General features: G+C 57.6%; 12 protein-coding genes. 4 read left to right on the forward strand and 8 right to left on the reverse strand.

The genetic code is table 11. The annotated features are described in order from the left end of the window. Position 1: 1 nt before the first annotated feature. The 4 genes from K0F88_RS04325 to K0F88_RS04340 are packed head-to-tail and all read left to right on the forward strand — an operon-like array spanning position 2 to position 5,850. A complete protein-coding gene (locus tag K0F88_RS04325; protein WP_219094162.1) occupies positions 2-2,431 on the forward strand; it encodes an ABC transporter permease in 2,430 nt (809 codons plus the stop codon). Positions 2,432-2,479: 48 nt separating this feature from the next. Continuing rightward, positions 2,480-3,892, forward strand: coding sequence for a sigma-54 dependent transcriptional regulator (locus K0F88_RS04330; protein WP_219094164.1), 1,413 nt, complete (start codon positions 2,480-2,482; stop codon positions 3,890-3,892). Beyond that, on the forward strand, positions 3,885-5,210 hold the full coding sequence (locus K0F88_RS04335) for a PAS domain-containing sensor histidine kinase (RefSeq protein WP_219094166.1): 1,326 nt from the start codon (positions 3,885-3,887) through the stop codon (positions 5,208-5,210). The genes K0F88_RS04330 and K0F88_RS04335 overlap by 8 nt, the downstream gene beginning before the upstream one ends. Before the next feature lie 28 nt (positions 5,211-5,238). After that, positions 5,239-5,850, forward strand: coding sequence for a 4'-phosphopantetheinyl transferase superfamily protein (locus K0F88_RS04340; RefSeq protein ID WP_257605181.1), 612 nt, complete (start codon positions 5,239-5,241; stop codon positions 5,848-5,850). A 5-nt stretch (positions 5,851-5,855) separates the two neighbouring features. Here K0F88_RS04340 and K0F88_RS04345 read toward each other — a convergent pair whose 3' ends face one another. From K0F88_RS04345 to K0F88_RS04380, 8 genes are read right to left on the reverse strand one after another with little or no spacing between them, the layout of a single operon-like run. Then, positions 5,856-6,521, reverse strand: coding sequence for a GIN domain-containing protein (locus K0F88_RS04345; protein ID WP_219094168.1), 666 nt, complete (start codon positions 6,519-6,521; stop codon positions 5,856-5,858). 13 nt (positions 6,522-6,534) lie between these two features. After that, positions 6,535-7,605, reverse strand: coding sequence for a MupA/Atu3671 family FMN-dependent luciferase-like monooxygenase (locus tag K0F88_RS04350; protein ID WP_219094170.1), 1,071 nt, complete (start codon positions 7,603-7,605; stop codon positions 6,535-6,537). After that, positions 7,589-8,896: a cytochrome P450 gene (locus K0F88_RS04355; RefSeq protein WP_219094172.1), complete on the reverse strand. Its 1,308-nt coding sequence runs from the start codon at positions 8,894-8,896 to the stop codon at positions 7,589-7,591. Before K0F88_RS04355 ends, K0F88_RS04350 begins: the two co-directional genes overlap by 17 nt. After that, positions 8,886-9,833: a 3-oxoacyl-ACP synthase gene (locus K0F88_RS04360; RefSeq protein ID WP_219094174.1), complete on the reverse strand. Its 948-nt coding sequence runs from the start codon at positions 9,831-9,833 to the stop codon at positions 8,886-8,888. Before K0F88_RS04360 ends, K0F88_RS04355 begins: the two co-directional genes overlap by 11 nt. Next, on the reverse strand, positions 9,830-10,621 hold the full coding sequence (locus K0F88_RS04365; RefSeq protein ID WP_257605182.1) for a hypothetical protein: 792 nt from the start codon (positions 10,619-10,621) through the stop codon (positions 9,830-9,832). Before K0F88_RS04365 ends, K0F88_RS04360 begins: the two co-directional genes overlap by 4 nt. A gap of 59 nt (positions 10,622-10,680) precedes the next feature. After that, on the reverse strand, positions 10,681-11,799 hold the full coding sequence (locus K0F88_RS04370; protein ID WP_219094178.1) for an acyl-CoA dehydrogenase family protein: 1,119 nt from the start codon (positions 11,797-11,799) through the stop codon (positions 10,681-10,683). A gap of 40 nt (positions 11,800-11,839) precedes the next feature. Beyond that, positions 11,840-12,826: a 3-oxoacyl-[acyl-carrier-protein] synthase III C-terminal domain-containing protein gene (locus K0F88_RS04375; protein WP_219094180.1), complete on the reverse strand. Its 987-nt coding sequence runs from the start codon at positions 12,824-12,826 to the stop codon at positions 11,840-11,842. Next, positions 12,810-13,631 (reverse strand): alpha/beta fold hydrolase, encoded by an 822-nt coding sequence (locus tag K0F88_RS04380; protein WP_219094182.1) that lies wholly within the window; start codon positions 13,629-13,631, stop codon positions 12,810-12,812. Before K0F88_RS04380 ends, K0F88_RS04375 begins: the two co-directional genes overlap by 17 nt. Between the last annotated feature and the right edge of the window lie 7 nt (positions 13,632-13,638).

Below are 13,638 nucleotides of genomic sequence, written 5' to 3' on the forward strand. Positions count from 1 at the left end.
GATGCTTTTTGACATTCGTTATGCCTTGCGGTTACTCCTGAAAAGCCCCAGCTTCACTTTTGTCACCGTGCTGATCATGTCCTGTGGACTGGCGTTGACCCTGTATATGTTTTCGGTGATCAATACCATTATGTTCACTCCGCTTCCTTACCCGGACGGAAAAAACATGGTGCTGGTCAATCCGACCGTGAATGGTGTCAGCCTGAGCGATTCCGGGCTGAACTTCATGGACTACAGCGATATCAAGGCGCGCTCTACCCAGCTTGAGGATATGGGTTATTTCTACGCCGAGCGCGCGGATCTCAGTGATGGCAGCAAGGCCGTTTCCTATATGGCCATCAGAAACACCGCGCAAATGTTTTCCTATGCCGCTGTTCAGCCATTTCGAGGACGTGTGCTGAATCAGGAAGACGTTCAGTCGGGGGCCGAGCCTGTCGCGGTGATCAGCTACGCAATGTGGCAGAACTATTTTGCTTCCGATGCGCAACTCATTGGCCGCGATATCAAGATCAACGGCATACACACCCGTATCGTCGGCATCATGCCGCAAAATTTTGCCTTCCCTTTCTTCCATGACCTGTGGCTGCCTTCACGGCTTGAGCCTTCGCAATACCTGGTGCGTAAAGGCGCTCCGGAAGTGTCGGTGTATGCGCGCTTGAAGCCCGGTGTAACCCTTGAGGATGCCAACCGCGACCTCGACAGGGTGATGCAGTCACTGGCGCTGGAGCACCCGGAAAGTAATAAAGGGCTTTCCGCCCAGGTGCTGACGTTCCAGGAAAACTTCATGGGGGAGGAGACCAGGCCAATCTTTATCGTCATGTTGCTCGCCGTCAGTTTTGTGCTGCTATTGGCTTGCTGTAACGTCGGAAATCTATTGTTGGCAAGAACGACTGAGCGTTCCAAAGAGATCGCGATCCGGGTGGCACTGGGATCTCCTGCGGGCCGCCTGGTACTGCAAATGATGCTGGAAAGCTTGTTTATCTGTTTTTTGTCCGGTGTAGTGGCGGTCCTGCTGGCTGCATGGGGGCTGGAGATAACCAATACGATACTGCCTGGTTTCGTACCCAATAAGATCCCTTTCTGGTGGCAGCTGTCACTCGATAATGTGTTGGTCTTCAATGCCCTTGTCCTGGTGATCATCACGGCTGTGCTCACCAGTGCATTGCCGGCCTGGAAAATCATCCGTGGCAATTTCAATGATGTGCTGCGTGATGGCACCCGTGGTGCGCAGAGCCGTGGTGCAGGTCGGGTTTCGCGGATACTGGTTATCTTTGAAGTGGGGCTCTCCTGCTCAATCCTGTGTATCAGTGCGTTGTTCGCATTACTGGTCTACCAGGCGACCCGCGCTGATTACGGTGTCGACACCAGTAACTACCTGACCGCGCAAGTCTACCTCAACGCTAATAATTACCCTGATGATGCAAGCCGTATCCTGTTTTACCAGCGCCTGCAGGACGCTGCTGCTGCGATTCCCGGGGTTGAAAGCGCAGCATTGACCACCAGTGCCGTGGGACAATTCACCATGCCGCGCCAGGTGGATGTCGACTCGTCGACCAACAACAGGAACGAGCGCTGGTCTTACCCGATGGTCAATGATGTGCAGGTCATGCCGGGCAGCCTGTCGGCGATGGGTATTACCCCGATGGCGGGCAGGGAGTTCGCCCACGGTGATACTCAGGACTCACAACAGGTGGTCGTCGTCAGCCAGTCCTTTGCCGAACAGTTCTGGCCGGGAGAGCGTGATGTGATTGGCAAGCGCCTGCGATTTCGCGATACCGATGACCAACGCTGGTACACCGTAGTAGGGGTGACGCCCAGCGTTATTCATGGGCGGCCTTTCAGCGCATTCCGCCACCGCGCCACGGTGTACCGCTCTCTGGAGCAGCAACCCGCGCCCTCGTTGATGCTGGTGCTGCGAGCCCCGCATCCTGAAACGGTCGGGCCCGCCCTGATCAACGCGGTCCGTGAGGTGGACAGTAATCTTTCCGTCAATCAGATCCAGACGTTGAATGAACGCTTGGCCCGCAATACGGCCGGCTTGCATTTTATTGCCAATCTTTTCATGTTGTTCGGCCTGGTGGCGATGATACTGGCTGCAACGGGTATTTATGCGGTGATGTGCAACTTGATTAATCAGCGTACCCAGGAAATTGGCTTACGCATGGCCATGGGAGCCACTGAAAGTAATTTGTTACGTATGCTTATGATCCAGGGCGGCAAGCAGTTATTGATCGGCCTTGTCATCGGCTTGCCTCTGGCATTCTTTGTCGCTCCCAAACTGACGCGCGTTCTGGGTAACGGAAACACTCCTTTTGTGCTCCTGTTCTGGATGGTGGCGCTGATGATTACGCTGGTTGTGGCGCTGGCGGTCTGGCTTCCTTCCCGACGGGCAACCAATATGTCGCCCGCCGACGCGATTCGTTATGAATAAACGACCGCCGTGCTCCCCGGGCACGGCGCTCCAAGCTGGATGCTTGAAATGAACGATAAGAAACACATCCTTGTTATAGACGATGACGCTGGAATTCTGACCAGCCTCGATATCTTGTTTCGCATGCAAGGGTACGACGTGACCCTGGAAACCCAGGCCGATCGCCTGCTTGCACATTTGTCCGCCAAACCTGTTGATCTGGTATTGATGGACATGAACTTTCAGAAAGACACCACGTCAGGCATGGAAGGGTTGCAGTTGCTGGCCGAGATGAAGAAGTTCGATGATTGCTTGCCGGCTGTCGCGATGACGGGGTGGGGAAGCGTCGACATTATTGTCAACGCCATGCGGGGAGGGGCGGCCGATTTTATTCAAAAGCCTTGGGATAACGAGCGTTTGCTGAGCATCGTTCAGCAGCAGATTGCCATGAGTCAGGCGCGTCGGTCAGGCAATTGCCTGCGCGAAGAAAACAAGCTGCTCAAACTGGCGCTCGAAGATGATATGGACAGCGAATGGGTTGTCCGCTCACCGGCGATGAAGCGTCTGATCAGCGTGGTGGAAAAGGTCGCGGTGACCGATACCAGTGTTCTGATCCTGGGCGAAAATGGCACCGGTAAAAGCTTGCTCGCGCGTTATATCCACCAGATTTCCTCGCGCTCCGAACACAGTATCGTCGAAGTGAATATGGGGTGTATTAACGAGCAGTTATTTGAAAGCGAGATGTTTGGCCACGTAAAAGGCGCCTTTACAGATGCGCGGGAGAACCGTATCGGCCGCTTTGAATTGGCGGACAAGGGGACGTTGTTCCTCGATGAAATCGGTAACTTGCCTCTGACCCAGCAAGTGAAACTGTTAAGGGTGCTGGAAGAGCGGCAGTTTGAGCGCGTCGGATCTTCGCGTACCCAGACCACTCAATGCCGGATCATCGCTGCCACCAACTCCGACCTGGAAAAGGCCGTGGCAGAGGGGCGGTTCCGTCAGGATCTGCTGTACCGCATGAACCTGATTCAAATCCAGCTCCCGCCGCTTCGCGAACGCCTGGAAGATATCGAACCGTTGACTGAGCGCTTCCTGAAACGTTTTGCGCGTAAATACAACAGACCCCGGCCGGTGTTATTGCCCCAGGCACGCCAGGGGCTGCTGGATTATTCATGGCCTGGAAATATCCGCGAGCTTAGCCACCTGTTGGAACGCGCCGTATTGCTGTGTCGCGCCAATGTGATTGATCTGGAAGACCTCTGCCTGCCGTTTTCGGTGTCATCTCAGAACGCGACGGGCCAAGTCACCGATTTGTCATCAGGGGTGACGGACGGATGCACCTTGGCCGAAGTCGAGGAAACCCTGCTGTTACAGCGCCTGCGTCAGTATGACGGCAATGCGGTCAAGGCCGCGGAATCCTTGGGACTCAGCCGCAGCGCTTTTTATCGCCGGCTTGAAAAACTAAAAATATGCCATGAGTAAGTTATTCCAGTCATTTGAAATACGTCACCTGCTGCTGTGCAGTCTGGCACCGATAGGCGGAATTATTGCTTACCTGCTGCTTTGGCTTTTTCCGCACCAGTCCATTTACCTTAAGTGTTTCACCCTTTTTGTGCTGTGTGTGACGCTGGTGTATTTCAGCTATCACTTTTTTCAGCAACTGATTTATAAAATCAACGTCATATCCAACTTGCTGGAAGCGGTGGAACAGGAAGATTTCAGCCTGCGCGGGGTGACCACCGGGGCGGGGGCCTTCGAGGGGGTCATTGCGCAAATCAACGATATTTCCAGCCAATTGTCGCGCCACCGCCAACAGCAGCGGGAGATGGATTTCCTGCTGCAAAAAGTGATCTCCAATATCACGGTCGCCATCTATGCCCTGGACGGCAACCATCGCCTGATCTGGTGTAATAACGCAGCTTCGCGCATGTTGGGCACCTCCCTGGAAAAGTTGATTGGCGAGACGGCCAGTACCTGGCAGCTGGATAATCTTTTGCACAATGCCAACACCGAACACCCCGTGGTGTCCGACCATGAAGGGCGACCGGGTCGGTACAAAGTGACCAGTGACACCTACATGGTAGATGGCGTCCAGAACGTGCTGTTGTTTGTCAGCGATGTTGACGACATGTTGCGTCAGGAAGAGCAGAAAGCCTGGCAAGATCTGTTACGCGTGATAAGCCACGAAATCAACAACTCCCTCAGCCCCATCGCCTCCATCAGCCAAATGCTGCAACAACATTACCGGCATCATTCTGACAACCTGCCTCCCGGTTTTACCGAAGGCATCGATCTGATTAACCGGCGGGCACGGGAGCTGATCGCGTTTATCAGCAGCTACAGGCAGTTGGGGAAACTGGCACCGGCGCTGAAGGAGCGTGTGGATTTGACGGCCCTGGTGGCCGAGCTGCCGCTGCTGTTCTGTCATCGTGTGATTACCCTGAGCGGACCACGTCCGATGATGGCCAGCCTCGATCGGGTACAGGTCCATCAGTTGCTGATAAACCTGATCAAGAATGCCGATGAGTCGATGGGCAGCAGCACTGACAGCATCGATATCGAGTGGGCCGAGGAGAAGGGGCGCTTATTGATCACCATCCTGGATCGTGGGGTGGGGCTGACTAATCCGAAGAATCTGTTCGTGCCGTTCTACACCACCAAACCCAATGGAACCGGCATCGGCCTGATTTTGTGCCGGCAAATTGCTGAAAGCCACGGGGGTTACTTGTCCCTGGAAAATCGTCATGAGCACACCGGTTGCAAAGTCACCATCAATTTACCGTTGCAATCCCCTGCCTGAGTTGATCGAAGGCCGGGGTGTCTGCCTGTTGCAGCACTTTAACGATCGGCTGCCGGAAATGACGGTTCGCCAACGTGCTCAAGGTTGGTTGCATCAGGTGCTGGCTGCCTACTTGGCGATCCCGATTGATCAAGTGCGAATCGCCAGAACCGCTACCGGCAAACCCTGGCTGCCCGAGCAACCCTGGCTGCGCTTCAACTTGAGCCATAGCGGTCATTCGGCCGCCATCGCCCTGTGCCGGAACTATGAAGTCGGGGTCGATCTGGAAGCCGTCAGCGGAAAAGTCGCGGTAAAAAAAGCCATCGCCCAACGCTTTTTCCACCCGGATGAGCAACGCTGGCTGGCGCTTGACGAAGCCAACTACCTCACTCGCTTTACGCAGCTCTGGAGTATCAAGGAAGCCTGGCTGAAGGCCCGAGGGACGGGGCTGACCCAATCGCTTGCAGGCTTTTGTGTCATCCCGCAGGCTGGCGCCAGCGGGATGGCGCAGGTCGTGGTTGAACCCTCTGCCAGTCGTGGGCAGATTCATTATTGCCAGGTGCAAGGGGAAGGTGTTTTCTGTCTGGCCTACGGTGCGATCCTGGCCTCGCAGCACCCATCAGTTCAATGGCAGCTCGGTTGCCATCAAACTGAGGGTTGATCTGTTTACGAACAATCAGTGGTTGAAATTTCGCTGGCGAAAGAGCCCGTGGCGCCGGTATCGACCTGAGCCGATGGGCTGACGGACATGCGTGCGCCGGCAGACAGGCTGCCGTTGATCCGGGGAATATGGCACAGGGATGATTCCGCTCCCATGCTCATGCGGACATTCGCCACCTTAGCCGTGAAGGGCTGCGGTTTTTTGTTGAAAGTGCCGCCCATTGCCAGGTCAAGCACCAGCTCTCCCGTCTTGCCCTCGATCTGAATGTCTGCACCCATGCTGCCGGCAACCGTCAGCTTGGACTGATTGACAGCACACGCCGGCGCCACGATTTTGACCCCTGCCTTACCTGTCAGCCCCGTCAGTGGCTCGCTGGTATACAGCGTAATATCCAGCGCATGGGAGACGAAGCGATCATTCTCCGCAGCGGCATTGACCAGCAACAACGCCTTATCGTTTGTGGTCACCTGGAGCTTGTTTAGCGTGTCCGCTGAGCCTGAGACCACCATTGAAGGCGTTGCAGCGCATTTGATCGACAGGTTGATGCCCTGGCGGATTTCTACGCTGCTGAAGGCGGTCAGCGGAAAGGTTTTCTCTGCGGCCAGTGCAGAGTAACCGGTCGTGCTGGCCAGCAGCGCAAGCATCAGCTTCATGGTATTCATGTTGTTCATACAACTCCTTATTTCACAGTAGTGTCGCCAGTGTGCGCAGCGTTGTTTCAACACTGTCCTGAGGCATGCCAAAGTCCACCAGCCCTGCCACTTCGTCGATGCCTTCACGTTTGAGCTGTTTCAGTTGCTCCAGGCACTCTGCGGCAGAGCCAAACAATCCGTAGTGGTTGAGGTATTTTTCTACTCCCCATTTAAGGGTGTAGGCCTGCTTTTTGTCAGTTTTCTCCTGTTCAAGCGCCGAAGGTTGACTGAGATTGTCAGACAGCTGCATAAAAGCGCGCAGGTAACTCGTCAGGGCCACCCGTAGACGTGGCAACAGCGATTCCCGATCTTCTCCGGCTTGGGTATGCATCATCAGCGTGATCTTTCCGCCCGCCGGATCCAGCCCGGCGTCCTGGCGTGCAAGGCGATAGCTGGCGCAGTTTTCCTGAAGCTGTTCACGGGTTTGTGAAATCAGGTGCGTCAACACATTCAGGCCGCGTTTTCCGGCCTCGCTGAATAACAAGGGATTGCTTCCCGTCGTGACCCAAACCGGAATGGCGGCTTGATAGGCGGGCGGCCAGGTTTGCAATGTGACCGGTTCCGGATGTCCCGGCAGGGACAGTTCGTGGCGCGTCACGGATTCGCCGCGCCATAGCGCCTGAATCTGCTCCAAAGAGGAGAAGAGGACCTCATGGCGCTGATGGTAATTCTGCGCCTGGAGCACGAAGTCATTACGTTGCCAACCCGCGGAAAATGCGACGCCAACCCGGCCGCGAGAAAGGTTATCCACCAGCGCCCATTCTTCAGCGACGCGCAGCGGATCATGCAGAGGGAGGACCACGCTGCCCGCGCGTAGCGCGATTCGCTGTGTACTGGCGGCCAACGCGGCACTGACAACGGAGGGATTAGGAAACATTCCACCGAACGTGTGGAAGTGTCGTTCAGGTGTCCAGATAGCATGGAAGTTGAGCTCATCCGCCAGCCTGGCGGTGTTCAGTAACTGTTCATACTTTTCCGCAAAGCTGTCCCGGGCCACGTCAGAAAAACAGAATACGCTGAGTTGCGGGATGGCATCTCCCGCCAGGTTAGGCGATGCATTCATGCTGAGTGACCCTGTCCACGGATTCGACGGTGAAACTGATAGCGCCTCTGGGCATCACATTCAGCCCGTATAGCGGTGTGAGTGCGGCGGGGGCAGTCGATGACGCCAGGGTGAAATGGCAATGGCTGCACAGCGTTTCAACGGCTGTGGTGAGCTGGTCCAGCGCGAGCGCCATGCCTACGCAATTGCGCTTCCCCACGCTGAAGGGCACAAAGTGCTCCCGTGCAATTTTCCGGCCTTCAAGAAAACGTTCTGGCCTGAAGCTCAGGGGCTCTGACCAGTAAGCCGCATTGCGATGGACCAGCCAGGGTGAGAACAGCACTTTGGTTCCGGCCGGCACGCTGACACCGTCGATTTGCAGCGGGGCCAGAGTGCCGCGCTCGAAAAACGCTGTAACCGGGGTCATGCGCAGCGATTCCTTGACGATGGCGCTGGCCATGTCGCGCGTCCCGTGGCGGGCCTCTTCACGCACCTGATTCTGGTAATCCGGGTGTTGTGACAGGTGGGTCAGGCACCACAGCAGCGCGATACCGGTGTTATCCACGCTGGCAACCAAGTTGCCCAGCAACATGCTGATCGCCCGTTCCCGTTCCTGCGGATTGGCCTTGATATCGAGCGCCTGGCAAAAGCGTTGCAGCATGTCGACGTTCCCGCCGCCGTCGCCAGTAATCAAAGGCCCGATCATTGCCTCAAGTTCCTCGCGGAACGCGGTCAGGGCCGGGTGTTGGCATAACGCGGCATAATCCTCGGTCGGCTCATCGACAATCAGTTGCAGGTAGATCCTGCGAAAGTGATTGATCAGGCTATTCAGTTGCAGAGGACTGAGCGTGGAGCCGACGAACCCTTGCGCAACGCACATCAGTGCCCATTGCAGGCAGATCTCCTGCATGGAATCTTTCTCCGGGTCCTGGAGAGTGTCCACCAGCCACTGAGCGGAGTGTTGGGTGCCTTGTTTGAGCAACGCTGATTTGGGATTGACCAGCGGTGCGGTCAACTTTCTGGCCAGGTGCCATTCTTCACCTTCCCTTGCCGTGATCAGCGACTGGCCCAGTAGTAACCGCCTGGCTGAATGGCCATTGTCGAGCTCCTTGTGAAAGCTGCTTTCGTTCTCAAGGAAAAAACGGATATGTCGGGCGCCCGCCAGCAGCAGCACCTCATCCTTTTCCTCACCGATCCAGACCTTGTCCCCGTGCTGGCGAACGGCACTTTCAGCAATTTTCAGAAAGCCCAGCTGCGCAAATTTGGCCGCGGACGGCTTGACGATCGCAATAGCATTGGCGTTATTGAGCATGGACTGCCTCCGGCAAGGCGTCTGAGGTAATGGCGGCGCAACCTACCCAGCCGCCCAGGCCCACCGATAGCAGCAGGGCGGGGCGGCCAGTATCCTGAGGGGCGTAGCGGTCGAGCAGTAACAGAGGGTCTGCGGTATAACAGTGCCCGCATTGGCTCAGTAGGTCGGTGGCGACCGATCGGTCGCGGTTTTCTGGATGGCGCAACCAGGTTTGCCAACTGAGGCGGTTGATATTGTGCGGCAGCAGCCAGGCACGCTTGCGCACGTCTTCGGGGTAGGACGACAGGGCATGCTCGACCAGATGGTTGTGGGACTGATAGAAGCGTTTGGTGTCCTCGCGAGTACCGTCCAGGCCTTGCCAGAATCCGGGGTGATAAAAGCACTGGATGCCCGACACCCTGCGTTGACCGCCACCTGGTTTGAGCAGGGCGGCCACGAAGCCGTCGGCAATCATTGTGCAGCCGGGGATATAGCGCTCGGCCAGGTCAAAGTCGGCGAGCGTATCGCCTGCCAGCAGCGCCACGCAGCGGTGCTTGCCGCTTGCCAGCAACCGTTCGGCCAGCCGCAACCCCCAGAACAAGGTGGCGCAGTTTTGCTGGTTGAGGGTCAGCAACGGTGCATCCACGGCGATAAAATTTGACCGCTGCCGCAGGGATGGCAGGTTGACGCTTTGGCGCAAGGAGGGAGAGGGCAAGCCCTGGATCAAGATGACCGCATCAATCTTTTCCCCTTCATCCAGGCTGTCACCCAGTTGCTGGAGCAAGGCATGAAAGCAGCCCTCGGCGCTTTCTTCATCCGCCAGGGTTGATGCCTCCCGCATGCCGAACAGTTGGCCAAATGTTCGGGCTTCTGACGGGCTGCCGCCGCGATGCGCGACGACCTCGTCGAGGGACACGCGGGCAGATGGAATATAAGTGGCCAGGGACGCAATGTTCATCGTGGACCCTCTTCGGCGGCGAGCCCGCACAGGCTGATCCCGTTATCATTTTCGCTGATCAGCAGGTAGTCACGTTGCGGCTCCCAGAAGGTGCGCAGCGCAACGAAAGGCCCCGCGCACAGCAACCTCGGGTTGACGGCAAACGAGCGAGCGCCGGCAGGCGCCGCCTCCAGTAGCCGGGCAGGGCCGATCAGGGTCAGGCGTTCCTTGGTCAACCCCAACTGCTCAACGGATTGCGAAAGGTAATCGCTGGACCATTGCGCAAGGCGCACTCGCCTGAACCCCCGGTAGCGCAAGCCGCGTTGCTGCTTGTTGAACAGGCAAACGCAAGCATTGTTTTCCGGTTGCAGGGCCGCCATCAGCGGCGAGAAATACATCAGGTTTTTCTGCTCGGCAATCAGCAAAAGTCCGTCCTCGTCTTTGCCGGCCAGGCAGTCATTGAGGCCGTCCAGCGCATACAGACCTGCGTCCGGTCCGCGATCGCTGATCGCCAATGCCAGGCACGCTGAAAGTCCCAATTGATGGATGGCGGCATTCACCACCGAACTGCCCATGTGCAGGTCTGGTGTCCAATGCGCCATCAGCACCGTTTTCACCCGCGCAGGTTGGATGACGGTGGCCAGCCGGGGCAGCAGCACAGCGATCATATCGCTGAAGGAGGCGCGCTCCGTGCTGGTGACCCACTCCAGCGCCCGATCGTCCTGCGGGCTGAGCGGCTTACCGTTGGCCCGAAAGAAATGCTGCGTATAAGAACGCCAGTGCGGGATATGGGGGTCCGACTCGGGCATGGCCGGATCAGTATGGTGAAACGACTGGAACACGATATCGGCAGGATCAAGGCAGAGTGTCACAGGCTGGTCCCTTGGGTTGCGGGCGGACGGAAGCTATTGAGCAGGTGGATGTTGCTGGTGCCCTCCATGTACTCGAACGCAAAGCTGTCGCGATAGCGCTTGCGCAGCAAGCGATCTTCCAGCCAGTCGTCGTGGTTGAGCCAATGGGGCAGGTGGCACGCGGTTTCCTCGACCAGGCGGGTGGCATTACGCTTGAGCTGGCTGGTAAGGGCATGCTGATGCTGGCCGTTGCTGTAGCCTTCTGCCACGGTCAGCATTTGCTGGTAGATCACATGATATTTTCGCCACAGCCGCGCGACCGAGCGCCGTGCCATGGCCGGCAAGGGACGGGTGTCGAGGGTGGTAAGCAGGCCAAATGTGGTGCCCAGCGCCATGGCGGCCACCATTGGCCGATGACGCTCGAATACCAGACTCAGGGAATTGAGCCCTTGCAGGAGTTCGCGGCGCTCGTGCCCCAGGATGTCGTCTTCCTGGACGCGATAATCCTTGAACGTCAAGCGCGTTAAACCGGCGCCCGCCAAACCGACGGTGCCCAGTGGCTCGCGCAACATGGCAGGCTCGGCTTCATCAGGGAATACCATGACCAATCGCTGGCTTTGCTGATAGCGCGCAAACACAAGGCCGGCGCTTGCCTGCATGGCGCCCCCGATCAGCTTTTTGGTACCGTTGAGCCGCCAGCCCTGTTCACTGTGCGTGAGTTCAGTGGAGATAGCCCCGGCATCTGAACCTATTTCGGGCTCCGTGACGGCAAAGAACGTCCAGGCTGGGCGTTCGGCAAAGCAGGCAAAAAAACGTGTCTGCTGCTGTTCATTGCCCAGGGTCAGGATGGCTCGGGTACTGAGGGACGCACCCGGCAACAGCATCATGGCGCTGGCGTCCGTTCGGCTCAGGTACTCAATGATTTGCAGGTGCCAGGGATAGCTGACATTGGAAAATGCCGGCGTTTCCCAAGGGTTGAACCGTGAAGGTATGCCGATACAGGCGAGGCTTCTGAGTTCCGGGTCATCCAGACAGGCGATCGCCAGTTGGAGGTTGTTTTCCTCGAGCTGTCCGGCGGCAAGAAGTCGCTCTGACAGCGCGTAAAGTTGTGGATAGCGGCGGGTGATATCGCTCATAGGTGGTTGCGTTCGCGTAGAGGAAGAACTAGGCGTTAACTTAATTCGGCCTCATATCCGGGTATTGCTTGAGGTTGCAAAAGACAGGGATTTCATTGCCTGCAGGTAACTCAAGCAACAGCGAGGAAAAGGTGGCACCCATTCCGACGCTGACCAGCATCACTTTGGCGCCGGGAGCAAGCTGTTGCCCACGAATGAGTGCGGCCAGATTGAGGTAGGGGTCCGCACCGAAACAATGGCCATAGCGGGGAACATTCTGCAAAAAAACCTTTGCGCGGGGGATGGCGAGTGCGTCGGCGATTTTTTGCCAGGACGACAGGTTGACATTATGCGGGGCTATCCAGTCCAGGGCGTCCAGGGCGCAGTCGAAATGCTGCGCTGCACGGCGCATGGCATTGCTGACGAACGCGAAATAGGCATCGGCGAATTCCGGGTTGGTTCTCGGCTCATTCCCCTTGTGCTGACTGAACTGGCCGGCCTGCTCGCTGTGCCGGGCAATGACCCTGGCGCGGTCTCCCGACCGACCGAGCAGCACCGCACAGCCGGCTTCGCCCATGATGGTGGTGTCATCCAGCAGCTCTACCTTTGGGTGGAAGGCTTTTTCGCCGATCAGCAGCAGGGCGTATTCCCCGTCCTTGAGGCGGCTGCACAGATACTCCACGCCCGACAACGAGGTCGCACAGTGGCCCATCGTCAGGCTGCCGTACTCGGTGTCATGGGCAAACCCGCATGCGTCGAGCACGGCCCTGCCGGTCTCGTGAAACGGGCGCAGGGCCGGCACGGTATGCGCATGCACCACATGCCGGATGCGCGCGACGATGTCAGGATGAGTGGCGACGAATTGCTCCAGAAGCTGGCGCATCAGGTCATCCACCGTGCCGGGATGACGCGGGAAGCTCTCCAGGCCGTAGAAGCGTGAAAACATCCTGACATCCAGCGCGGTCAACCCAAGGGTGAGACCGACCTCGGCCAGTGACTTGCGCTGCTCGGGAATGTGAATGGTGATGGATTCAATATGCCCCAACATGGGTGTTCCCTTTTTCATGGTCGGCGTTTTTCGCGCCGAGAAACCCGGCCAGCGCCTGCTGGGTACGCTGATGCGAGAGAATCCCCAAGTGGCCTGTATTTTCGATGATATGCAGCTGGCTATCCGGCAATTGATCATGGATTTGCCTGGCGTCGGCCGGGTTGATTCTTTGGTCCTGCGTGCCGTGCAAGATGAGTGCGCGCGCCCTGCGGAAGGTGTATGGGTGTGCGGTCTGCAGGTCGGTGGGCATGGGGTAGCGGCTTTGGTAATAGCTACCGAGCAGTGGCAGGTAATGTTCGTCTGCCTTGAGCAACGCCAGGTAATGCCGCAACAGGCTGGACAGTGAAGCCGGGGCTGAAAGCAGGGCCACGCGGTTGAGGGTAAACCCCAGCCAGTGAGCCATCGCCGTGATGATCCCGCCGGCCGAATGGGCAACCACGGTATCGAACGGGCCGTATCGGGTCTGCATTTCCAACAGTAACGAGCACTGACCGGGCAAATCGCAATTGGCCGGCGCGTGGGGGTCATGGCCCAGCAGGAAGGGTGTGTAGACCTTGTATCCCTGGGCCTGCAGCACTGCTTGCAGGTCAGACATCATCATCGGATGACCACCCCAGCCATGCAGCAACAGCGCGCTTTTGGCCTGTGGGTCGTGGTTTTCCTCTATTAGCACCCGGCTGCGGTAGTCGCCGCAGGTGACCACCTCGGTCTTCATGCTCGCCAGCTGTCGCGACTCACCCGGACGCATCGGCAGCAGGGAGGGTTTGGCCAGGCGCTCGATCAGTGAAGCAAACTGGGTATCCATTGCTTCC

The sequence above is a fragment of the Pseudomonas sp. UMAB-40 genome (assembly GCF_900095275.1).
Classification (GTDB): Bacteria; Pseudomonadota; Gammaproteobacteria; order Pseudomonadales; family Pseudomonadaceae; genus Aquipseudomonas; species Aquipseudomonas mandelii_B.

Bases quoted from the DNA above. Each gene is read 5' to 3' on its own strand.
- K0F88_RS04365 (WP_257605182.1), bottom strand. From the start codon at position 10,621: ATGCCCGAGTCGGACCCCCATATCCCGCACTGGCGTTCTTATACGCAG.
- K0F88_RS04375 (WP_219094180.1), bottom strand. From the start codon at position 12,826: ATGTTGGGGCATATTGAATCCATCACCATTCACATTCCCGAGCAGCGC.
- K0F88_RS04370 (WP_219094178.1), bottom strand. From the start codon at position 11,799: ATGAGCGATATCACCCGCCGCTATCCACAACTTTACGCGCTGTCAGAG.
- K0F88_RS04355 (WP_219094172.1), bottom strand. From the start codon at position 8,896: ATGCTCAATAACGCCAATGCTATTGCGATCGTCAAGCCGTCCGCGGCC.
- K0F88_RS04380 (WP_219094182.1), bottom strand. From the start codon at position 13,631: ATGGATACCCAGTTTGCTTCACTGATCGAGCGCCTGGCCAAACCCTCC.
- K0F88_RS04335 (WP_219094166.1), top strand. From the start codon at position 3,885: ATGAGTAAGTTATTCCAGTCATTTGAAATACGTCACCTGCTGCTGTGC.
- K0F88_RS04330 (WP_219094164.1), top strand. From the start codon at position 2,480: ATGAACGATAAGAAACACATCCTTGTTATAGACGATGACGCTGGAATT.
- K0F88_RS04345 (WP_219094168.1), bottom strand. From the start codon at position 6,521: ATGAACAACATGAATACCATGAAGCTGATGCTTGCGCTGCTGGCCAGC.
- K0F88_RS04325 (WP_219094162.1), top strand. From the start codon at position 2: ATGCTTTTTGACATTCGTTATGCCTTGCGGTTACTCCTGAAAAGCCCC.
- K0F88_RS04350 (WP_219094170.1), bottom strand. From the start codon at position 7,605: ATGAATGCATCGCCTAACCTGGCGGGAGATGCCATCCCGCAACTCAGC.
- K0F88_RS04360 (WP_219094174.1), bottom strand. From the start codon at position 9,833: ATGAACATTGCGTCCCTGGCCACTTATATTCCATCTGCCCGCGTGTCC.